This window comes from Edaphobacter sp., from assembly GCF_028283685.1.
In the GTDB taxonomy this organism is placed as follows: domain Bacteria; phylum Acidobacteriota; class Terriglobia; order Terriglobales; family Acidobacteriaceae; genus Edaphobacter.
Genome location: NZ_JAPWKF010000010.1, coordinates 80,737 through 102,605 on the forward strand (window position 1 = coordinate 80,737; position 21,869 = coordinate 102,605).

At 62.4% G+C, this 21,869-nt stretch carries 20 protein-coding genes; 9 read left to right on the top strand and 11 right to left on the bottom strand.

Features of this window, described 5'->3' with window-relative positions:
* Positions 1–60: 60 nt before the first annotated feature.
* Positions 61–534, top strand: a complete 474-nt coding sequence (locus PW789_RS18395; protein ID WP_299379484.1) for a bacterioferritin — start codon at positions 61–63, stop codon at positions 532–534.
* Between the two features lie 138 nt (positions 535–672).
* Here the strand turns inward: PW789_RS18395 and PW789_RS18400 are convergent, their stop codons facing one another.
* The 3 genes from PW789_RS18400 to PW789_RS18410 all read right to left on the bottom strand — a co-directional run bounded on the left by PW789_RS18400 (position 673) and on the right by PW789_RS18410 (position 4,930).
* A complete protein-coding gene (locus PW789_RS18400; protein WP_299379486.1) occupies positions 673–3,780 on the bottom strand; it encodes an LssY C-terminal domain-containing protein in 3,108 nt (1,035 codons plus the stop codon).
* Positions 3,781–3,896: 116 nt separating this feature from the next.
* On the bottom strand, positions 3,897–4,280 hold the full coding sequence (locus PW789_RS18405; protein ID WP_299379489.1) for a hypothetical protein: 384 nt from the start codon (positions 4,278–4,280) through the stop codon (positions 3,897–3,899).
* A 32-nt stretch (positions 4,281–4,312) separates the two neighbouring features.
* Positions 4,313–4,930, bottom strand: coding sequence for an NAD(P)H-dependent oxidoreductase (locus tag PW789_RS18410; RefSeq protein WP_299379490.1), 618 nt, complete (start codon positions 4,928–4,930; stop codon positions 4,313–4,315).
* A gap of 146 nt (positions 4,931–5,076) precedes the next feature.
* Here PW789_RS18410 and PW789_RS18415 point away from each other — a divergent pair, with 146 nt between their 5' ends.
* The 3 genes from PW789_RS18415 to PW789_RS18425 all read left to right on the top strand — a co-directional run bounded on the left by PW789_RS18415 (position 5,077) and on the right by PW789_RS18425 (position 7,398).
* Positions 5,077–5,703 carry a TetR/AcrR family transcriptional regulator gene (locus tag PW789_RS18415; protein ID WP_299379493.1) on the top strand — a complete coding sequence of 209 codons (627 nt, stop codon included), beginning with the start codon at positions 5,077–5,079 and terminating at the stop codon, positions 5,701–5,703.
* A 275-nt stretch (positions 5,704–5,978) separates the two neighbouring features.
* Positions 5,979–6,434, top strand: a complete 456-nt coding sequence (locus PW789_RS18420) for a MarR family winged helix-turn-helix transcriptional regulator (protein WP_299379496.1) — start codon at positions 5,979–5,981, stop codon at positions 6,432–6,434.
* A gap of 64 nt (positions 6,435–6,498) precedes the next feature.
* A complete protein-coding gene (locus tag PW789_RS18425) occupies positions 6,499–7,398 on the top strand; it encodes a pirin family protein (RefSeq protein WP_299379498.1) in 900 nt (299 codons plus the stop codon).
* Positions 7,399–7,466: 68 nt separating this feature from the next.
* Here PW789_RS18425 and PW789_RS18430 read toward each other — a convergent pair whose 3' ends face one another.
* The 4 genes from PW789_RS18430 to PW789_RS18445 are packed head-to-tail and all read right to left on the bottom strand — an operon-like array spanning position 7,467 to position 12,897.
* Entirely contained in the window at positions 7,467–7,988 is a 522-nt protein-coding gene (locus PW789_RS18430; protein ID WP_299379500.1) for a zeta toxin family protein, read from the bottom strand.
* 26 nt (positions 7,989–8,014) lie between these two features.
* Positions 8,015–9,823 (bottom strand): hypothetical protein, encoded by a 1,809-nt coding sequence (locus PW789_RS18435; RefSeq protein ID WP_299379502.1) that lies wholly within the window; start codon positions 9,821–9,823, stop codon positions 8,015–8,017.
* Positions 9,824–9,865: 42 nt separating this feature from the next.
* A complete protein-coding gene (locus PW789_RS18440) occupies positions 9,866–12,538 on the bottom strand; it encodes an ABC transporter permease (protein WP_299379504.1) in 2,673 nt (890 codons plus the stop codon).
* Positions 12,535–12,897, bottom strand: coding sequence for a PadR family transcriptional regulator (locus PW789_RS18445; RefSeq protein ID WP_299379506.1), 363 nt, complete (start codon positions 12,895–12,897; stop codon positions 12,535–12,537). Before PW789_RS18445 ends, PW789_RS18440 begins: the two co-directional genes overlap by 4 nt.
* Before the next feature lie 111 nt (positions 12,898–13,008).
* Between PW789_RS18445 and PW789_RS18450 the strand changes: the two genes are divergently transcribed.
* Both PW789_RS18450 and PW789_RS18455 read left to right on the top strand, forming a co-directional pair.
* Complete coding sequence (locus PW789_RS18450) at positions 13,009–13,821, top strand: ABC transporter ATP-binding protein (RefSeq protein ID WP_299379509.1); 813 nt, start codon at positions 13,009–13,011, stop codon at positions 13,819–13,821.
* A 108-nt stretch (positions 13,822–13,929) separates the two neighbouring features.
* The gene (locus PW789_RS18455; RefSeq protein ID WP_299379512.1) at positions 13,930–14,685 is read left to right on the top strand and encodes a metallophosphoesterase family protein; all 756 of its coding nucleotides are present in this window, start codon (positions 13,930–13,932) and stop codon (positions 14,683–14,685) included.
* Here the strand turns inward: PW789_RS18455 and PW789_RS18460 are convergent.
* Positions 14,682–15,161 carry a DUF3592 domain-containing protein gene (locus tag PW789_RS18460; RefSeq protein WP_299379514.1) on the bottom strand — a complete coding sequence of 160 codons (480 nt, stop codon included), beginning with the start codon at positions 15,159–15,161 and terminating at the stop codon, positions 14,682–14,684. The genes PW789_RS18455 and PW789_RS18460 overlap by 4 nt on opposite strands.
* A gap of 160 nt (positions 15,162–15,321) precedes the next feature.
* Between PW789_RS18460 and PW789_RS18465 the strand changes: the two genes are divergently transcribed.
* Positions 15,322–16,368 carry a family 43 glycosylhydrolase gene (locus PW789_RS18465; RefSeq protein WP_299379517.1) on the top strand — a complete coding sequence of 349 codons (1,047 nt, stop codon included), beginning with the start codon at positions 15,322–15,324 and terminating at the stop codon, positions 16,366–16,368.
* Here PW789_RS18465 and PW789_RS18470 read toward each other — a convergent pair.
* The 3 genes from PW789_RS18470 to PW789_RS18480 form a co-directional block, all read right to left on the bottom strand.
* Positions 16,365–17,294 carry a sugar phosphate isomerase/epimerase gene (locus PW789_RS18470; protein WP_299379519.1) on the bottom strand — a complete coding sequence of 310 codons (930 nt, stop codon included), beginning with the start codon at positions 17,292–17,294 and terminating at the stop codon, positions 16,365–16,367. The two genes, PW789_RS18465 and PW789_RS18470, sit on opposite strands and share 4 nt — an antisense overlap.
* Before the next feature lie 143 nt (positions 17,295–17,437).
* Positions 17,438–19,408: an ABC-F family ATP-binding cassette domain-containing protein gene (locus PW789_RS18475; protein WP_299379523.1), complete on the bottom strand. Its 1,971-nt coding sequence runs from the start codon at positions 19,406–19,408 to the stop codon at positions 17,438–17,440.
* Between the two features lie 40 nt (positions 19,409–19,448).
* Positions 19,449–20,237 (bottom strand): FkbM family methyltransferase, encoded by a 789-nt coding sequence (locus PW789_RS18480; RefSeq protein WP_299379525.1) that lies wholly within the window; start codon positions 20,235–20,237, stop codon positions 19,449–19,451.
* 118 nt (positions 20,238–20,355) lie between these two features.
* On the opposite strand from PW789_RS18480, the gene PW789_RS18485 reads away from it, so the two are divergent.
* Together PW789_RS18485 and PW789_RS18490 are read left to right on the top strand one after the other, a co-directional pair.
* The gene (locus tag PW789_RS18485; RefSeq protein ID WP_299379527.1) at positions 20,356–20,688 is read left to right on the top strand and encodes a hypothetical protein; all 333 of its coding nucleotides are present in this window, start codon (positions 20,356–20,358) and stop codon (positions 20,686–20,688) included.
* Between the two features lie 86 nt (positions 20,689–20,774).
* Positions 20,775–21,830, top strand: coding sequence for an LOG family protein (locus tag PW789_RS18490; RefSeq protein ID WP_299379530.1), 1,056 nt, complete (start codon positions 20,775–20,777; stop codon positions 21,828–21,830).
* Positions 21,831–21,869: the final 39 nt, after the last annotated feature.

Here is a 21,869-nt window from a genome sequence, read left to right on the forward strand (position 1 = left end):
CGGCCAAACGCCTCTCCGCATTTTTGCATCTCACTCTCTCGGATACGGAGAGAAGAAGAGATGCCCGAAACTGCAAAGCCCGGAAGCACAATCACTCGCGAAAAGTTAGCAGAGCTGCTGAACCAGGACCTTGAGCGCGAGTATCAGGCCATCATCGCGTATGTGAACTATTCTCAGGTGCTCAAGGGAGCGGCGTACATGAACGTCGCCGCAGAGCTGCAGGTCCATGCCGGCGAAGAGCTGGCCCACGCGCTGAAGATCAGCTACTGGGTGGATATGTACGGCGGCATGCCGGCGGTGAAGCCGAGAGAGGTCAAGACCTCCGACAAGGCCAAGGACATGCTGCGCTATGACCTCGAAAATGAGAAGGAGACGATCCGCAACTATCGCCGCCGCGTGAAGCAGGCCGATGAGTTGAACGAGTTTGCGTTGAGCGAAGACCTGCGCGAGATTCTGCGCGACGAACAGGATCACCTGAATTCCCTGGCGACCGCGCTCGGCATCGATACACCGGACCCCGGTATCGCCGACTAAGTTCCCTCCCAAGGCTGCGACAGAAAGGGCGCCTCTTTATGGAGGCGCCCCTTTCTGTTGTGCCAAGAGTTGCTGGTAGCGCTATGGCGCCGGAAAATTGCCGGATAACGTGGCGTGGCTAGGGATAACGCGGTCTAGCTAGAAGGTGAAGGCCACACCAACGGTGAAGCGGTCCTGCAGAAACTTCTTCTCCGGGCCGATGCGGATGATCTCGGTGGAGTATGTATCGTCCAGCTCGTTGGAGTCGAAGTCTTCATACGAGTTCGCGATGATGTCCGGGTTCTTCGTCCAGGTCTCGCGGAAGTCGGCGCGCACCATCATGCGTGGCGTGACGCGATACTTCACGCCGCCGCCATACTGTATGCCGAGGTGGAAGATGCCGCCGCCGTCGAGGGGAGGCGTGTTGCCGAAGTCGTAGGCCGCCTTGAAGAGGCCGATGTTTTTGAGGCCCAGCGTAAACGGGCCGGCCGGCTTCTGCAGTGGCGAGCCGTTCAACGCGACCAGCTGCAGAACCGGTCCGATGGCCGCATAAGGACGCCAGCGCGAGGTGGGCCGCGTGGCATGGATCAGCAGGTTGTACTCAAACTGGCGCGTCACAAGGCCAATGGGGATGGCATCGATGTCATCGTCGTCGAAGAACTGTTCGGTGCCCGCGGGAATCGTCGCGTTGATTGTACCGAGCTGGTACTTCACCTGCTGGCGGAAGTAGGAGAACTCGTTGGAGAAGTGGCTCCAGCTGTTAATGGTGACGGAGCCGCCGGCGGCCCAGCCATCGCCGACGTTATCGGCCAGGAAGATAAAGTACCCGTCCTTGTTGAGATCGCTGGAATGCTCGATCACTCCCACGGCCGAAAGATAGTCCTCGCGCATGTGCATATAGCCGCCCTGCAGGGCGAACTCGTAGCGGGGAGGGTCCCACTTGTGGGCGTCCTTGGCCTTCTTCATCAACGCCAGATCCTCGGCCGAGGGAGTTGTTCCCGGCTCGCCGGGCTGGCGATGCTGCAGGCCGGGATTGCTGCCGTAGCCTCTGTAGTTGGCGCCGGAGGCGTCAGTCTTGCGCCAGGCTCCGGCGTCGGGCGGCAGTTCGCTGGAGGATTTGAGGAAATCCTTCACCTTAAAGACACCGGCAATGCCCTGGTAGATAAGGTTGCCGCGGTAGAGGTCGTTGCGGATGGTGAGCGAGGTGTCGCGCACGATGCGCTGCGGACGTGCGGGCGCTGGCGCAGCTGTCGGCGCGGTTGTCTTGGGGTCGTTGCAGGCGTTGATGCGCAGCACCGCGGCCTCACCGTCGGTGAGCAGTCGGTCGCCGGTGGAGTTGTAGGCATCGCGCGGCACCCAGGGCCGCTCGACCATGTCGAGGCTTTCGACGCAGCCGGTGTACATCAGGTCATTGACGATCTTGGAGCGCTCGTTGTCGATGTGCTGGTCGATGACATGGATGAACGTCTTCTGCTTGCGCGAGAAGGCGATGCCGATGTCCTGCGTGGAGGAGGAGGTCATGACGGCCTGCCCTTCGTACCGGTCCTCCGTGGGGAAGACACGCAGGTGATGCCGGGAGGAGAAGGTATTGGTCGTCTTGCTGAGGGTGAAGATGGGTGGACGCTCTTCGAGCAGCAGCACCGACATCGGCGCCTGGGTGTAGGTCTGGTTGCCGGTCAGCGTCTTGACGGTGCGGAAGGTGGAACCGGCGTAGAGATCGTCGGTGGGCAGCCATCCGGCGGCGGTGAAGGCGCGCTGCAGAGCAGCGGCATCGCCGATGAAGACGAGGTTGGTGATGTCGGAGATCTTGTTGGAGCCCTTGGTGCGTGTGCGGTAGGGGATCGTCTTAACGAAGGATTGCAGCTGGCGGCGACCGGAGTCGTCACCTTCCATCGGCAGCACCGAGGGCGGATAGACGGTCGCACTGATCAGCGGCCGCATGTTCTCAAGGGCCAGCTCCGTGCCGCCGGGGTAGAGGATCTCCGGCTCCGCGAAGCCAAGCACGGCGGAGCCGGAGGCTGAGGCAAAGATGTAGGCGATGGGGTCGATGCCCGCCAGCGACAGCACGCCGTTTTCGGCCGAGTGGCCGATGGTGCCGGTGGAGCGGATGCCCTGGATCTTGCCCTTGGCGGTGACCTTCTCCTGCGCGTTCTCCACCTCGAAGACGCGGGCGTCGATAGACAGCTCGCGGCCGTCCGGCGTCATGGCTTTGGTCCAGTGGAGGGTGAGCGAGGCGGTCTCGTGCTTAAAGCCCCAGCCGACGTTGTTGGCCTGCACGACAGTGCCCTCAAAGGCAGAGCCCTGTGGGATAAAGATCTGGCCGTCGACGACGACGGGGGTGATGGAGACGGCCTTGACCGTGTCGCCTTCGTGCGTGGACCGCGATGAGAGCTCCTGGGTGAGGCGGATGGCGAAACGCTGTCCGGCGGGTACGCCCTTGATGGGAACGAGGTCGGTGATGGGGACGGCGTAGGCGACGCGCAGCCCGGTCAGCTCCAGCGTCTCGCCGTTGGTGGACCAGCGGCCTCTGACGATCTGACCGCTCTCGAGCTGTACCAGGGCATCCCCGTTGGGGAAGACCTGCAGATACTTCGGGGAGAGCTGCGCGTTCTGCGGCGGGGTATAGATCTCATGCAGATCGGTGCCAAGCAGGACGCCGAGCTGCGCCTTGCGCGACTCGCCGCCGACCGTGTAGGTAACGGTGTGGTCGTTTTCGTGAAAGTCAGGGGAAGCTGCGTTGGCGATGCGGCCGGGGATCGCCTGCTCGTCGCCGACGACCATCCATGGCGTGCCCTGCTCGTCGGTGCCGCTGAGGGCGAAGGCCCAGCTCTCGTCTGCGGCCCTGGTCTCGGTGAGGGTGGCGGCGCTGAAAGGGACGGTGCCCAGGATGCGGCGGCGGCCGCTGTCGAGATCGTAGTAACGCAACATGTAGCGCTTGGGCAGCTCGTGTTTCGCCGGTACGACGGCGATCACCAACGCACCGTACTCGCCGCGTACGCGCCAGGCCGCCACGGCGTTGGGCGTGATCTTGCGCGGCTTGCCGGTGGCGGGCACCAGCTCAGCCTCGCCCGCCTCGTCGTGCTCGTGGCCGGGCTTATGCACGATGCGGATGGGATCGAGCGGCTTCGGCACCGGCTTCGGCGCCTCTATCTCTACAGGCAAGGACGTGTGCGGCTTAACCTGCGCCACGCAGAAAGCCGCAGCGGACAGCAGCAGGACAGGCGCTACACGGCGCAGCACAACAAAGACAGATGCACGGCAAATCATCGACGCGAAGACCTCAACTCGTCCGAACTGTATTAAATGAAGGAGGGCGGCAGCCCGCCGCCCGTCCATCATACGTTACGTTCGAGTGAGTCGACTGTCCCCCAAAGGGTGCAGAGTTAGACCTCAACCTTTGCTGCGAAGACGCCGCTGAAGGCCTTGCGTACCCCGGCGAAGACCACCAGCCACAGCACCGTCGCCAACACCGCGGGAGCCACGCCAACAGGCTCCAGAAAGGCGTGGAAGCAGATGATGTTGACGATCACCGGCCCCAGCAGCAACAGCGCCAGCGGCACAAACCGGTTGGCCAGCAGCAGAAGGCCGCCCACCAGTTCCAGCAGGAAGACGATGACAAGGTAGTGCGAGACAAACAACGCACCCATATATTGCCCAGCCAGTCCGGGCGGGGGCGGCATCGGGATGAAGTGCAGAAACCCGTTCGCCCCAAAGATAGTGAACAGCAGGCCCAGCAGGACACGTGCAATCGTTACGACAAGCTTCATGGTCGTCTCTCCTTGATTCGAACGGGGATGGGTTAGGCAACCAGTGTCTTGACCTGGGCCGTGAGCGGTTCGATGAAGGCCTCACGCGTGACCGTGCCCATCATCACCTGCGACGCGCCACTGGCGGTCAGCGCGCGCACGTCGGTGATACCGAGGAAGCCCAGCACGCTGACGAGGTAGGGCTCGACGAAGTTCATCGCGGCCATCGGGGCCTGCGAGTAGTTGCCACCGGTCGAGATCAGCACCGTGGCCTTCTTCACCGTGAGCAGCCCCTTGGCGCCATTTGCGTCGTAGACGAAGGTCTTGCCGCGGCGGGCGATCTGGTCGATCCAGAGCTTGAGCACGGCGGGAACGCCGAAGTTGTGCATCGCGACGCCGATGACGATCTCGTCGGCGGCCTTGATCTCGTCGATCAGCTCCTCGGAGAGGGCCAGCAGCTGTTTCTGCTCCGACGTCTGCTGCTCCTCGGGGGTATAGGCGGCGTAGATCCAGGCCTGGTCGATAGGTGGCGCCGGCTTCTCCGAGAGATTGCGGCGGACGACCGTGCCGCTGGGGTTGGCGGCCTTCCACGCTTCGACAAAGGTGGCGGTCAATTCACGGCTGATCGAACTATCGAGGGGGCTGGAATCAATATGAAGCAGTGTCGGCATTCGGAGATCTCCTTATTTTCAACGGCAGAAGCTTAAACAACTTGTGTCGTTTATACTCCAATATAGACGACTCTTGTCGCAAGACTGATTCTTTTTAAACTGGTATAGGCTGTTACGTGTAGTCTCGGACCAAGACAAGGACGTCTATGCCAATCTCAGATTGCGAAGTACGTGACCCACGCATCCGACGCACCCGGCAGGCTTTACAGGGTGCACTGCGCGAGCTGATGCAGAAGCGCTCGATTGAAGAGATCTCTGTGCAGGACATCACCGACCTGGCAGATGTGAATCGCGCAACGTTTTACGACCACTACAACGACAAGTTCGGTCTGTTGGACGCGATGGTAGCCGGTGGCTTCCATAAGCTGCTGGCAGAACGGAACATCCTGTTCAACGGCACCTGTCCGTCGGCAGCCAACGCCATTATTCTGGCGACCTGCGATTACCTGGTAGCCTCGCACAGCAACGGGGAGTGCGGGCGCAACAGCGCTTTCGAACCGCTGATGGAGGCCGGCATCGTCGCTGCAATCCGCCGCACGATCCTCAAAGGCGTCGAGGGCAAGCCCGTACCAGAGGGGCTAAGTCCGGAGATCGTCGCCACGGCCGCCGCCTGGGCGATCTATGGAGCGTCGAAGCAGTGGTTCTACACACCGGACCGGGCTCCGCAGAGCATCATCGTACAGCCCATCCTCGAGTTGGTGATGCCGATTCTGGCCACCATCGGCAATGGCATTTCCATGGAGCATGTTGAGGCACACCTCACAGCCCATTAACCCCCTTTGCACCACCTTTTCCGAGAGAGCGCTGCCATTGGCAGCGTCTTTCTGGTTTAAAGGCCTGAGTTTAATGGGTTTGTGGCTCGACAGACGGTATCGGACGAAAAGCGGTTCCCTCCCCCCTCGCTGCGCTCCGTCCGGGATGACATGGTTTTGGGTCTGTCTGTGGTTTAGATTTCAAGGACTTAGCGGATTTGGCGGTTGATCCGGCTCCCCTGATGCTGGAACCGCCTGAATCTTTATCTTGATATCAAGCATCTTTATATGAAGATATGACGACTCAACGCCAGGACGAAGAGGATCTCAGCGCCATCCACCTGTGGCTGGTGCTTTGGAAGGCGGCACGCGCCGTCGAGCAGCATGCGCACCGTTCCATCGCTCCATTCAACATGGGGGCGAGCGACTTTGGCGTGCTGGAGGCTCTGCTGCACAAGGGTCCGCTGACGGTGAAGCAGCTGGGCGGGAAGGTGCTGCTGACCAGCGGTTCGATGACGACGGCTGTAGACCGGCTGGAGAGGCGCGGACTGGTCGTGCGGTCGAACGACGCGAAGGACCGGCGGGCGCGGATCATCAGCCTGACCGACGCGGGGCGCGAGCTGATCTCCGAGGCCTTCACCGAACACCGGATGGCGCTGGAGAACGCGGTCTCGGGATTCAGCCAGCAGGAACGCGCCGAGCTTTTGCCCCTGCTGCGGCAGCTGGGACACACGGCGGAGAAGAACTTCTAAGCACCATCGCAACACAAACGTTGAACAACTGGCGCCCTGAGCGACGCCGAAGGGAGCAAACACCATGAGCACCAAAACAACCACAACGCAGAAGCAGGTTCTGGGGACCTACGGGGCAGGATCGAGCCACTGGGTCGGCGACGGCTTTCCCGTCCGCAACCTCTTTCCGTCGAACGGCCTGCAGCTGGAGGTCTCGCCGTTCCTGATGCTGGACTACGCCGGGCCGCAGTACTTTGCGCCAAGCCAGCACCGCCGCGGCGTGGGCGAGCATCCGCACCGCGGCTTCGAGACCGTGACGCTGGCCTACCAGGGTTCGGTGGGGCATCGCGACTCGGCGGGAAACTCGGGCGTGATCGCTCCCGGCGACGTGCAGTGGATGACGGCGGCCTCGGGCGTACTGCACGAGGAGCTGCATGAGGCTGAGTTCTCGAAGACGGGCGGCACCTTCGAGATGATCCAGCTATGGGTAAACCTGCCGGCGAAGGACAAGATGTCGAAGCCGGGCTACCAGGGGATCACGAAGGAGCAGATCCCGGTGGTGCAGCTTGCGGGCGGAGGTCATCTTCGCGTGATCGCAGGCGAGGCGAAGGGCGAAGGCTTTGTCGCAACGAAAGGACCGGCGACGACCTTTACCCCGATCAACCTGTGGGACGTCGTGCTGAAGGCCGGTGAAACCGGCGAACTGACCGTGCCCGAGGGTCACAACACCGCGGTCGTCCTGCGCAAGGGCGACGTGACGGTGAACGGCACGGCCAAGCTGAGCGGCGAGGCGCGGATCGCGGCGCTGTCGCAGCAGGGCGAGAGCATCACCCTGACAGCAGCCGCCGACTCCGAGCTGCTGCTGCTGAGCGGCGAGCCGATCGACGAGCCGGTGGCCAGCTATGGTCCCTTCGTGATGAACACGCGCGAGGAGATCTCGCAGGCGGTCGCGGACCTGAAGAGCGGCAAGTTCGGCAAGCTGTAAAGCAAGACGGACAAAGACGAAACCGGGCCTTCGATGGAGGCCCGGTTTTGTCCTGAAAATCCGGTATATCAATCAAGATGGGCGATGAGCCGCTGAGCGCAGACAGCGAACGGGACCGATCCTGTATCGAGGATCTCGTGACCACTGCGTTTGGCCTCGTCCCTCAGATAGCGGGCCCAGCTCATCATGCCTTCATGCGCGAGTTCGGGCTGCTGGCGATCCTGAGTCAACCTTGTGGAACGAATTTGATCGTCACAGTCGACGAGGACGATGCGAGCATGGCGGATGCCAGCCGCGGCCATGGCTTCATCGAGGAAGGCAATGCGCATCTGTCCCTCGAAGAGAACGCTCTGTCCGGATTCGAGAACCGGGGCGATCCGCCGCATCCACTCAAAGGTCATGCTCCTCTGCCAGCCTTCGGGGCCGTTGCCGTATCCGCTGGTATAAGCGGCCATGCCCTCGGGGGAGGGAACGCCGATGGAATCAAAGAAGAGGACTACACAGCTGGGGGAGGCTGCCTCTATGGCATGGGCGAGGGTGGTCTTCCCCGCACCAGATGCCCCGGTAAGGATGAGCAAAGAACCAGCCACGGACTGAGTATAGCGGCGAAGGCCGGCTACATCGAGGTGGAGAAGATCTGCTCGGGCCTGGTGGCGATGACGCGGTAGAGGGCGAACTGGCGGGAGCTCTGTCCGCGCATCTCGAAGAGCAGGCTGGCGCGGTTGCTGGCTTCGACGTCGACGACATCGACGAGGCGCATCCAGGGGGTGCGGTCGAGGTGGGCGGCGTCGGTTGCGGAGGCAAGCGCGACCTTGAGCTGGCCCATGGCGTCGGCCTGGGCGACGATCGTGACGTAGCGGGTGACGTTGCCGGGCTCGACCGTGTGCGCCATGTAGACGTAGGTAGGCGCTCCGCCGTAGCTGAGGGTGTAGCCCTTCAGCTCTTCACCCGCCACCTGGACGGTGGGAGGCGTCTTAAGCACAGGGTGCTTGCCTCTGGTGGTGGTGCGGGCGGTCTTGGTCGTGGTGGTCCTGGCCGCCGAGGTGGACTTCGCAGCCGTCGTCGTTTTGGCGGCGGTGGTTGTGGAAGCAGGATGAGCGGCGCGATCGATGGTGGTGTCGTCGGTCGGGATGCCGCGCTTCAGCTTGGGCGGGCCGGGATCGTTGGGGTTCGCTGTCGCCTTCGAGGTTGTTGGGGTCACCGAAGCGTTCTCCGTGGTGTCGTCGGTGGGGATACCGCGCTTCAGCTTCGGTGGAGCGGCGGTGGGAGCTGCCGAGGCATTCGTGACAGATGCCGCCTGCGGAGGATCGATGCCGGGGACGGCGCCGTAGGCCGACAGCTTCGCCTGGGCGAAGGCCTGCATCTTTGCGAGGACATCGGAGCGCTCGGTCATGCTCTCCCACGGACGAGCGAAGACGTGCGCGGCGCGGTTCCTGGCGTCGGAGACGGCGACCATCTGCTTCATGTCGGCGGGGACGCCCATCAGCCTGGGCATCTCCTCGTCTTCCTGCGAGTGAGTGTTGCGCTTCAGGCGGGGGCGGTCGGGATCCCCGGACATCGAACCCACCGCCGTGACGGAAGCCGAGTCCCTCGCCTTCTTCTTTTCCTTCTGGTCCTTGGCGATCTCGTCGGTCGAGCGGCGACGCAGCGTGGGGCGCTCGGCGCGGTCATCGTCGTCGGAGCTGGAGGGGATGGAGCTGGCGGCGTTGGGGTCCGGCGGCGGCGAGGTCTCGTCATCCACCTTGGGGGCCGGGTTGGAGTCGTCGCGGCGGTGCAGGGTGGGACGCGAATCGTCATCGTTCGACGCGGTGGTGGTCTTCTGCGTGGAGCTGCCTGTTCCCTGCTGCGTGCCGGACTTCGAGCTGTCTGAAGACTTGGATGTGTCCGTGCTCTTCGAGGTATCGGCAGGCTTCGAATCGGTATCGGACGGCTTGCTGCCGAAGTGCGGCTTGCCGGAGTCGCCGGAGGTCTGAATGACGGGAGTATTCTTCGAGGGGCGAAGCGGGGTGGTCTTCCTTGGCGGCGTTGGCGGCTTGTAGCTGCCGGAGGCGGTCCAGCCTTCGATGTAGGAGGGTGCGACAGCGCCTTCCGGGGTGGTGGTCTTCATCGCCTGCTCCAGCACGACGAGCCCCCTGTCGAGTCCGGCATCCTCCAGCTCGTAGACGTTGCCGGTGAGCAGGGCGAAGGGCACGGGGCGCGGCTGATAGATGCCGGCATCCTCAATCTCGCCGTCGATGAAGACGGTGATCGGGACGAATCGGCTGCCGGTGGGCTTGGTAAGGTCGCCGGTCCACTCGTAGACGCCGACCGCGCGGACGACCTGCTCGGGCTTGGCGACCTTGTGCATCTGGCCGAGACAGACGGCGGTGGTGGCCATCGTCATGGCCCCGAGGCGCGCGATCGTGGTTAGTCTTCGGCTCAGCATCGTCAGTATCAGATTAGACGCTAAGCGCGGAGCAAAGTCTTGCTACTCAGCGCGAAGGGCTTCGACGGGGTCGATTCCCGCGGCACGGGCTGCGGGGACCCATGCGGCGGCGACTCCGCTGAGGACCAAGAGCAGAGCTGTGGCAGCCATCGTGAGGCCGTCGTGTGCAGTGACGCCGTAGAGGAAACTGCTCACCAGACGAGCGGCAAACCAGGCCAACACGAGTCCTGTCAACGATCCGAAGAGGAGCATGCGCCCCGCCTGGCGCAGCACCAGGCCGACGACCTGACCCCGCCGCGCCCCCAGCGCGACCCGGACACCGATCTCGCGCGTGCGCTGGGTGACCAGCTGCGAAAGCAGGCCGTACAGGCCGGAGAGACACAGCAGCAGCGCCGAGCCGCCAAAGAGAATCAGCAGGCGGGCCACCAGCTGCTGGCTGCCGTAGGAGTCTTCGACAATCTCCGTCATCGTCGTGAACTTGGTCTCAGCAAGCTCAGGACTGGCGGCGGTCATCAGCGGACGCAACTCTGGAATCAACGACGAGAAGCTTCGCCCGGTGCGAATCGCGATCGACATCGCGATACCTTCAGCCGACTTGTAGAGTCCGTTTTGCGGCGTGAGCTGTGGAAGGTAGACCTCGACCTCGGGCGCAGACTGATCGGCGACCCCCACCTGCCGCGTATCGTCCAGCACACCGATCACGGTGGCAGGACGATCCTTCTCGAAGTTCATGATTCTCTGGCCGATGACCTTGTTGGGATCGTTGCTCGCCGAGTACTCGTGCACGAAAGCACGATTGACCACGACCACGGCCGGAGAACCTGCCGTATCGTGCTCGTTAAAATACCGCCCCTTCCACATCCTGAAGCCGAAGACTTTTTGAGCATCGGGCCCGACGGTGCGGAACTGCGCGCGCAGATCGCGACGCTTGACCGCATCGGCGCTGTTCCCGTCAGCGGAGAAGCTGAAAACCATGTTGAAGTTATGCCCCAGAGGGACCTCGCTCATCAGCGTTGCGCTCTCGACTCCGGGAAGCGACCTCACCCTCGCCAGCAAGGGAGTGTAGAGCCGCTGATTCATGTCCTGATCGGCGAAGCGGTACGACGGCACGGCCATCCTGCCGACGATGATGTTATCGGTACGAAATCCCAGCGGCACCTGACGCAGGGCATAGATGGTTCTGAGCAGAAGCCCGCAGGAGACCAGCAGCACCAGCGACATAGCGATCTGCGTGACCACCAGCAGAGACCGCACCTTGTGCTGCGTACGGCTTGGACCTGCCTGTCCGGCGCTCTGGCGCAGTGCAGGCTCGATAGGCGCTCTCGCACTCGCGAGGGCGGGCCATAGCGCGGCACTGATGGCGCTGACTGCGGTCATCCCCATCAGTGCCGCGACGGAACGGAAGTCCGGCATCACATTGCTAATGTTCAACTGAAGCAAGAGGCCGTGGGAAAAGAGTTTCAGAAGCCCGACGGCTAGTAACAACCCCAGAACCGAGCCTCCAGCGCTGAGCAAAATCCCTTCAAGCAATAACTGCTGCACAATGCGCCGCCGGCTTGCGCCAAGCGCACCGCGTACCGCGATCTCACGCTGCCGGACACTGGCCCGCGATAACAGCAGACCTGTCACATTGACGCAGGCGATTACCCACAGCAGGCTGGCAGCGGCAAAGAGTGACAACAGAACGCGTCTCACGTTCGGTCGCACCAACGAATCACGATACCGTTGCACACTCGCCGTGGTCACAAGATCGCGCGTGTAAGCATCGGTGTAAAGCTTTGCCACCCCAGCCTGGACCACCTTCATCTCTGCCCCGGCGTCCTGCACGCTGGCACCCTTTCTCAATCGTGCAATCACGCTGTATCGCTGCGCCGCGTTTTCTCGCGTCCTGTCCACATCCTTCAAAACGATCGGCGTCCACACCGCCATGGCATGATCCTGCACGGGGAAGGTAAAGCCACGCGGCATCACCCCCATCACGGTATAGGAGTTGCCGCTGATCTTTACGACCCTGCCGACGATGTCAGCGCGCGCACCGAAGAGATCGCGCCATACAGCATCGCTCAACACCGCCGTCTGCTCGTTGGCATTGCCCGCAGACTCCTCGGATGAAATTCCATCGAAGCCGCGGCCCCTCGCCGCTTCCACCCCAAGCAGATGGAACAGATTGCTGCTGACGGTCAAATGCATGACCTGCTGCGCTCCGTTGTCTCCTTCGATAAAGGAGCGCCCCATCGCTGACGTCGTGAAACCAATCTCCGCAAAAGATTTCGACCTCTGCCGCCACTCCTGGATATCGGCCCATGGGATATACGGCTGGTCGCCCTTCCGCCCACTTTCCGTTACCGTAACGAGTCTTCGTTCCTCATGAAAAGGAAGCGCCTGCAACATCACGCGCTCCACAACAGTGAACATCGCGAGTGTCGCGCCAAGGCCCAGCGCCAGGGTAAAGATCACAGTAGCGCTGAAACCGGGCGAACGCATCATCTGCCGCCAGGCGTAGCGTATGTCCTGCGCGATGCGCTCCATCCACTCGCCGCCCCACATGCCGCGCGTGGTCTCGCGCACCAGCAGCGGATTACCGAACTCGCGCATCGCCGCCTGCCGCGCCTGTTCGGGCGATTCGCCGCGGGCGATGCGGTCCTGTATGGCCATGGCGAGATGCGTCGCCATCTCTTCGTCGATGTCGTCGGCACGCGTGCGCCACAGCTTCATCGCTCTTCTCCGGAGTTGGTCTGCATGATGGACGAGATGGCTTCCACCATCTGCTGCCAGCGGTCGTGGTCGGCGACGAGCTGCTTCTTGCCCGCGGCCGTGGTCTGGTAGAAGCGCGCACGCTGATTGCTCTCGGTCTTCTTCCACTCCGAGCGCACCCAGCCCTGCCGCTCCAGCCGATGCAGCGCGGGATAAAGCGATCCGGTCTCCACCTGCAGCACCTCGCCGGACTGCGTGTGCAGCGCCTGCACGATGCCGTAGCCGTGCTGCGGCCCCCACTGCAATGTCTTGAGGATGAGCATGTCGAGCGTGCCCTGCACCAGCTCCACGCGGTTTTTGTAGTCGCTCTTCTTCGCCAAATCTGTCCTCTTCCCCATCACCCAACGGGTAGATGTAGACAATCTACTCCCAAGCATGTAGATCGTCTACCTCTATCTCTGGCGCGTCTCGCTGGCTACCATGCGTAAGATATGTCTTCTCCTCTGGTCGCAATCGACAACCTGACCATCTGCTTCGGCGACAAGACGGCCGTGGACGGCATCTCGCTGACGATCGGCGAGGGCGAGACGCTGGGGCTGGTGGGCGAGTCCGGTTCGGGCAAGTCGCTGACCTCGCTGGCGCTGCTGCGTCTGCTGCCTGCGTCGGCGAAGATCTCGGGCAGCATTCGCTTTGCGGGAGAAGACCTGCTGGCGCTGCCTGAAGAGGCCATGCGACGGCGGCGTGGGCGTGAGATCGCGATGATCTTCCAGGAGCCGATGACGGCGTTGAATCCGGTAATGCCCATCGGCAGGCAGATCGCCGAGGCGGTGGAGGCACATCATCCGGAGCTGAGCCGCGCCGAGGTGCGTGAGCGGGTGGTGGAGGCGATGCACGGCGTCGCTCTGCCAAGCCCGGAGAAGCGTTACGACGACTATCCGCACCAGTTTTCAGGCGGGCAGCGGCAGCGCATCCTGATTGCGATGGCAATTGTGAACCGGCCACGGCTGCTGATCGCCGACGAGCCGACGACGGCGCTGGACGTGACGGTGCAGGCGCAGATTCTGAAGCTGCTGCGCACTCTGGGCGAGCAGCACAACCTGGCGATGCTGTTTATCTCGCACGATCTTGCCGTGGTGTCGGAGATCGCGTCGCGGGTGGCGGTGATGCAGCGAGGGCACATCGTGGAAGAGGCGGCGGCGCGGGAGCTGTTTCTGCATCCGGCGCATCCGTACACGAAGAAGCTGCTGGCCTCGGCGCCATCGATGACAACCGACCGCACCCAGCCGCTGGCGACGCTGGCCTAGCGGGCTACTCTACGGCTCAAGTCACTTCATCGGGCCTTCCGGAGATTCAAACTCCGCGGTCTTCCGGTACACTACTGCGATGGGCCGCCAGGCCAGATTATTCATCCCATGCGAGCCCTTGTACTCTCTGACATTCACGGCAATCTTGAAGCGTTGAACGCTGTGCTTGCGGCTGCAGGCGAGTACGACGCAATGTGGAATCTTGGCGACGTGGTGGGCTACGGCGCGAGCCCGAACGAGGTCGTCGCCATCATGCGCGAGAAGGCGCAGATGAACGTGCGCGGCAACCATGACCGTGTGTGCTGCGGCCTGGCCTCGGCGGTGGGCTTCAACCCGATTGCACGCGCTGCAGCCGACTGGACTCGCGAGGAGCTGACGGACGAGAACCGCGAGTGGCTGGCCGCGACGCCGAAGGGGCCGCTGACGCCGGAGGGGATGCCCTCGATCTCGCTGGCGCACGGCTCCCCGCTGAACGAGGACCAGTACATCATCACCATGCGCGATGCGTGGGCTCCGCTGCAGCAGGAGGGTGTTACGACGACCTTTATCGGCCACACGCATCTGCAGGGCGGCTTTCTGCAGAAGGACCAGGACTGGCATGAGCTGCGTCCGCGCTATGAGACGAAGAACGATGCGGAGAGCTGGACGCTGGATCTTCCCGAAGGAACGCATCACCTGATCAATCCCGGCTCGATTGGCCAGCCTCGCGACAACGACTGGCGCGCGGCGTTCGCGATCTTCGATACCGAGGCGCAGCAGATCGTCTTTCATCGCGTGCCGTATGATCTGACCGCGGCACAGGGACGGATCCTGATGGCCGGCTTGCCGGAGAAGCTGGCATCGAGGCTGCGCGAAGGCCGCTAGGCGCGGCTGTCGTTACCTGGTTCCAGCAGAATGCGCGGGTCGAGCGGGTGGCCCTGCGAGCGCAGTCGCAAAAGAAGAACCGCCCCCACCGACAACAGCAACAAGGCCGCGATCCCGAAGCCCAGCGAAATTCCCCACATGGCTCCGAAGGAGTCAGCCTGCGCGCTCTCCGGGTGCGAACGCAGGTAACGGATCCGTATCCTCTGGCCAACGGCGTACGTCGGCGGGTTGACACAGGTTGAGCTTGTGAACGTGCGCGATCCACCGTCGTCGTCCGTGAAGAAGAACTGCGGGCAATAGAGGTCCACGGTGGTTCCGCCGACCTCAGCATCAATCTCGGTGTGACGCAGCACATTCGCCTGCACGATACCGTATGTCGCATCGCTCCTCCGCAGGAAGAGGAACTCATGCGTGCACGTGACCGCGGCACACAGTAGAAAGCCCGCGCCGTTCAGCAGGGCGATAGTGCCAATCAAAAGTTGGGCCTTCCAACCCCGCAGGCTCATAGGATGAGTCATCGTATCGCAGCCTGGTTGTTCGCAGGGCATAGGCTTCGATAGCATGGCGAAGTCATCGCCCACTCTGCGCGAAGTTCATCAACAGGCTCTTCAGGCTCAAGGGTCACAAAGGATGTGCATGCAATTCTTCAGGCCACTTCTTCTGCTGCTGGCGTTTGCGCCGACGCTTTCTTTCGTTCAGCCCGTCGCCGCGCAGTCTGCAGAACGTGGCGTACTGGCCGCAAAGCCGATCTTTCGCGATCCGGTGCACGACGGTGCCGCCGACCCTTCCATCATCTGGAACCGTGCCCGCAGGGAGTGGTGGATGTTCTACACCAACCGCAGGGCCGATATGGCCTCGGAGACGAAGGATGTCTCGTGGGTGCATGGCACGCGGATCGGCATCGCCGTCTCGAAGGATGGCGCGCGCTGGAAGTACAAGGGCGTCGCCGATATCAAGTACGGCGCCGAGGACTACACACAATGGGCACCGGAGATAATCGACGCGGCGGGCATGTATCACATGTACCTGACCATCGTGCCGGGAACGTTCTCGGACTGGGGGCATCCCCGCGAGATCATCCATCTGACCAGCCCGGATCTTGAGCACTGGAGCTTTCAGCAGAAGCTGCACCTGAGCAGCGAAAAGGTAATCGATCCGGCCGTCTTTCAGCTTCCCAACGGCACATGGCGTCTCTGGTACAAGGACGAGGCGGATGGAAGCCACATTCACTTCGCCGACAGCAAGGATCTAGCGGACTGGACGCCGGCGGGCGTAGCGGTGACCGACCGTGGAAGCGAGGCGCCGAAGGTCTTCTGGTGGCATGGACGGTATTGGCTGCTGACCGATACGTATACGCATGGCCTCGGCGTGTACTCGTCGCAGGACGCGACGCACTGGCAAAGGCAGCATGACAACCTGCTGGAACAGCCGGGCACGCAGCCTTCCGACCGCAGCGTGGGGCATCATCCGGATGTCGTGCTCTCCAACGATGGGCGGGCGTACCTCTACTACTTCACCCACCTGCTGGGGCCGGACCTCGACCCGAAGCTGCCGCACTCCGCGCAGCGCACTGTGATGCAGGTGACGGAGCTGCACGAAGAGGGCGGCACCCTAAGCGCCGATCGCAATGCGCCGACGTACGTCGACCTGCATGGCCCGACGAAGAATCCCAGGACGCATTAGGCCTGGGCACTGATCGACTTCAGATAGGTGTAGTCGACCTCGGCGGCTTCAAGCGGCGTCATCCCAACCATCGGCGGGTCCTGCTCTACGAAAAAGTGCTCGACACCCGCGTGTCTGGCGGCAGCGAGAATCGGCTTGTAGTCGATATGCCCGCGTCCAAGTTCCGTAGGATGCGGAAAGCTGGCGCCGCCCATCGTGGTCGTCACCTTCGTTCCGGCGGGAAAGTCCTTGACGTGAATCATGCGATAACGATTCGGATATGTGCGGAAGTAGTGGACAGGGTCGACGCCCGCAGTGGTCATCCATCCGCAATCCGCCTCAAACTGAACTAACGCGGGGTCGGTCTCAGCCAGCAGAATGGCATAGCCGGTCTTGCCGTCGCCGAGATCGCGGAACTCATGCGTGTGATTGTGGTAGCCGAACTGCACTCCCGCCTTCTTCGTCTCTTCACCAATCTTGTTGGCAAGCTCGGCGATTCGCTTGAAGTCATCGGCGGTCAGGCCGTTGAGCTTACTCAGAACTTCTCCCATGCCACCCGCTGCGGGAGCGTCGGTTGGCGGCAGCAGGATCGAGCTCGCGGCAAAAGGCACACCCAGCTCCTTCGCCTGCTCCAGAACCACGGCAGTCTCCTTGAAGCCGAACTGCAGATGCGCCGCGGGGCACTTGAGGCCAGCATCGTCGATGAGTTTACGCATTGCGGCAGGAGTGAGATTGCCGAATCCCGAGACCTCCACCTCCTGATACCCGATCGCTGCGACCTTGTGCAGGGTTCCGGCTGGATCTTTCGTCAAGGACTCGCCGACGGTATAGAGTTCCAGCCCGATGGGGAATTGAGGCGCTGCGCCCCAGGCCGTGGAACGCAGGGATGAGGCAAGTGCAACTGTCACAGCCTGAGTGAGAAAACTCCGTCGCGAGGTCCGAACCATGAGATATAGATCCCTTCCTGTAAAAGAACAGGAGCAACTATACCTCAACCTCAGTGCCAGCGACGGCGGCGTTACAAAGCCGGGCCTCTTCGCCGGTCATCCGCGCCGGGGCAGATTCTCACGGCTGGAGCCGCCGGAGAAACTCAGGCCTGCTGCTCTTCCAGTGCCATGGCCAGCTCTTCCCATTCAGCCGTGAGCGTTGTCTTTTCGCCGCGCAGACGGTCGAGATCGGCTGCGTCCTTTTGGGATTGTTCGGCAGAGACGAAGTTGCCCAGCTTCCCTTCCATCGTGGCGATCTGTTCTTCGAGGAGAGGAATCCGCTCTTCGGCGAACTTCAGGCGATCTTCCATCTGTTTGAGCTTGATGGGATTCACCTTCTTGACCGGGGCAGAGAACGTTGCCGGGGCTTCGACGACAGGAGTGGGCGCGGCTACCGGCACGGGTGCGGGAGGAGCCTTCATCTCAGCCTTCAGCGACTCCTTCACCTTCTCCGGTCCGCCCTGCTTGCGCCACAGGTAGTCCTCGTAGTTACCGGGGTAGATATGGACGCGCTTGTCCTCAACCTCGAAGACGCGGGTGGCGAGGCCGTCGATGAAGTAGCGGTCGTGCGAGACGAAGAGAACCGTGCCGGTAAAGTTGCGGATGGCATCGAGCAGCACATCCTTGGCGCGCAGGTCGAGATGGTTCGTCGGCTCGTCGAGCAGCAGCATGTTCGAGGGCGAGACCAGCATCTTCGCCATGGCGTAGCGGTTGCGCTCGCCGCCGGAGAGCACGCCGAGCTTCTTGAAGACGTCGTCGCCCGAGAACATGAAGCAGCCGAGCAGAGAGCGCAGCTCGACAACGGGGACCTTGGGCGATGCGCCCGCGATGTCTTCCAGCATCTCTGCATTGTGGTCGAGCACCTTGTACTGGTCCTGCGCGAAGAAGTCGACGAGCGCGTTGTGGCCCAGCCTGATCTCTCCGCTGGTGGGGGCTTCCTGCTCGCTGAGCATGCGGATGAGCGTCGATTTGCCTGCGCCGTTTGCGCCGACGAGAGCGATGCGGTCGCCACGCTCGATGTTGAAGCTGACGTTCTCGAGGATCGTCTTCTGGCCCCCGTCGGGCATCGGGTAGACCTTCGTCAGGTTCTGCACTTCGATGACGGTGCGGCCTGATGCCGTTGGCTGCGGGATGGTGAAGTGGATCGTCGCCTCATCCTCCGGCACCTCGATGCGCTCGATCTTTTCCAGCTCCTTGATGCGCGACTGCACCTGCTTGGCCTTGGTGGCCTGGTAGCGGAAGCGGTTGATGAAGGCCTCAAGCGCCTCGATGCGGTCCTTCTGGTTCTTGTACGCCGCCATCAGCGTGGCGCGGCGCTCGTCCTTCTGCGTCACGTACTTCTCGTAGTTGCCGTGATAGACATGCATCCGCTTGTTCCACAGCTCGATCACCTTGTTGACGGTGACGTCGAGGAAGTAGCGGTCGTGCGAGATGAGGATGAAGGCGTTGGGATAGTCGTGCAGGTACTCTTCCAGCCAGTTGCGGCTCTCAATGTCGAGATGGTTGGTCGGCTCGTCGAGCAGCAGCAGCGAGGGCTTCTGCAACAGCAGCTTGGCAAGCGCGATGCGCATCTGCCAGCCGCCGGAGAACTCTTCCGTCTTACGCGCCCAGTCTTCCTTGCTGAAGCCGAGTCCGCCCAGCACCGCGCCAACCTGCGAGTCCAGCGTGTAGACGTCATGCACATGCAGCTGGTCCGCGATCTCCGAGTAGCGATCGGCAGCCGCCGCATACTCCTTCGACTTCGGGTCCTTCTCGCTCATCACGGTCATCAGCTCGACCGATTCGCGTTCCATCGCGTGCAGATGCTCGAAGACCGAGAGACACTCGTCGAAGACGGTCTTGCCGCGCATGGCGAGGCCGTCCTGCGGCAGATAGCCGATGGTGGTGCCCTTGACGCGCGTGATCTCGCCGTAGTCCAGCGACTCGACGCCGCCGATGCACTTCAGGAGCGTGGACTTGCCGGTGCCGTTACCGCCTACGAGGCCGGTACGCTCGTTGGGGGTAATCAGCCAGTTGATGTCTTCATAAAGGAGCTTTTGGCCGAAGCGTTTGCCGGCCGAGATCAGTTGGAGCATGCTCTTCTATTCTCGCATCTCCGGCGCAGAAGGCCGCCGCTCAGCTCATATACCAGCAGCGGGGCAGCGTGACATGGGGCTTGTCGGGCACGTTGTCGCGGTCCAGCGAGTGCGGAAAGTTGATGGCCGGCCCCAGCGGCTGGGCACGGCGGCGATGGTGGAAGGTGAACTCCATCATGTGAGGAATCTCGATGCTGCCGTAGCGGGTGACCTTGTCCCAGTTGTTGGGATGGATGTGCGCGACATGGAAGTGGCGCAGCAGCTTGTCGAAGCACATGCGGTACATGCGGAAGGCGTAGGGCTCGAAGAGAAGCTCGAGCTTGTGGAACTCGATGATGACGGTGCGGAACTGATCGAGCAGCGAATCGGGCAGGCCGAGCAGCACCTCGTACTCGCAGCCCTCGATGTCCATCTGCAGGATCATCTCGCCGGTGTAGCCGGGCAGATAGTGCTGCTTCCAGCCTTCGAGGGTGAGGAATTTCTCGTCTTCGGCGATGCCTAAGAACTTGCGGTCGAAGGTGAACTCCGGACGCATCAGCGGAGGCGCTTCGACGGAGTAGTCGGCCATGAAGCAGTGGATGCCGCGGTCGGCGAGCTGGTTTTCGAAGTCGGCGATGGTGCTGACTCCGGGGGAGAAGCAGTACTCGATGCCGTCGAGGTCGTTGGGGACGAGGTAGCCGCCGTCGGCGTCGCCGCCTATGCGGATCAGCTCCCGGCCGCAATCCACAGGCCGAAGATCGCGCATCAATCCACAAAGATCTTCCAGCCGGGTGTGCCGGCCGGCGTGAAATCCTGCTGAAAACAGAGCGTCTTTCACCAGCTGCTTCATTTCCGCGCAATTTTACTCCACAAGGATGGACGCCATGCACCACGGCTGGTGCTCGTCTGTTGTATCTCCGAGAGAGACAAGGGGAAAGCCCCTCCGATAGACTCAAGGAGAGAGCTTGATGCCAGGTCAGTCACAACTATTTCCCGAACACGAACCGTCTGTGCTGCCACCACCGGCTCCGAACGCAGAGATCAGGCGGGCGGCTGCGCCGGTATGGCTGCAGCGGCTGTCGCTGTTTGTGCTGGTGCTGTTCTGCGTCTACCTTGGCGTGCTGGTGATGATCCTGCCGTGGTGGACACGCATCTGGGACAACAACATGTTTATCCAGTCGCATCCGGGGCTGGCTTCGGTGCTGCATAACGGCGCGGTGCGCGGTATCATCTCCGGCCTGGGCCTGCTGGATGTCTGGATTGGCGTCTCCGAGGCTGTACATTATCGCGACTACAAGTGAGTGATCAGGTCCCCGTTGCTCGTTGCCGCATAAACAATGCTGCAGACAACAGCACTGATCGCTGAGAATGGACCACTGAGAACATCATGGACACCCCCAAGACTCCTCCCGATTCACTCGAAACCGTCGACCTCGCGCAGACCCTTCCTCTTCCCGAACAGCCCGAACCTCTTGAGAGTGCGCCGCTCGCCTATGAGAACGGGTCGTTTCTCAACTCGCCCGATGCCCGCATTCTGCGCATCATGGCCGAGTACCAGGAGCCACTTTCGCGCTTCCGCCGCGAGCGCATCCAGGACACCGTCGTCTTCTTCGGTTCCGCCCGCTTTCGCGCGCTCGACGTGGCAGCCGCCAACTTTGAGCTGCTGGCCAATACCGGATCGAAGGAGCGCGCCGCCGAGCAGCCCGCCACCCTGCAGGAGGTCGAACATGGGCAGGCTACCGGGCAGCGCCTGCGCCTGGCCGGTGCCGCCATCGAGATGGCCGCCTACTATGAGGACGCGCGCATCCTGGCAAACATGCTGGCAACGTGGGCCAAGGGCCTGCCCGGGCCGCGGCATCGCTTCGTCGTGACCTCGGGCGGTGGGCCGGGCATCATGGAGGCCGCCAACCGCGGCGCCTACGAGGCCGGTGCCAAGACGATCGGCCTGAACATCAAGCTGCCCTTCGAGCAACAGCCCAATCCTTACATCACACCGTCGCTGAACTTCGACTTCCACTACTTCTTCATGCGCAAGTATTGGTTCGCGTACCTGGCGAAGGCGCTGGTGATCTTTCCCGGCGGCTTCGGCACGCTCGACGAGATGTTCGAGCTGCTGACGCTGGCCCAGACCAACAAGCTGGCCAAGAAGATCACGACGATCATCTACGGAAGCTCGTACTGGAAGAGCGTCATCAACCTGGATGTGCTCGCGGAGAAGGGCGCCATCGCGCATGGCGACCTGAGCCTCTTCCGCTTCGTGGACACGCCGGAGGAGGCCTTCGAGATTCTGAAGGCCGACCTGACGAAGAATCACCTGGAGTCGGCTTACGAGCGCACGGCACACGAGCGCGCTGGCCGCGGCGCCACCGACACCAGCGTCTCCCCCGATCCCGCGCCCACGGCGCAGGATATCCTCGGCCCGGACATCTCCAAAACACGCTAGAAGACGCCGTAGCAATCGAAGACGCGCTGGAAAAGCTGA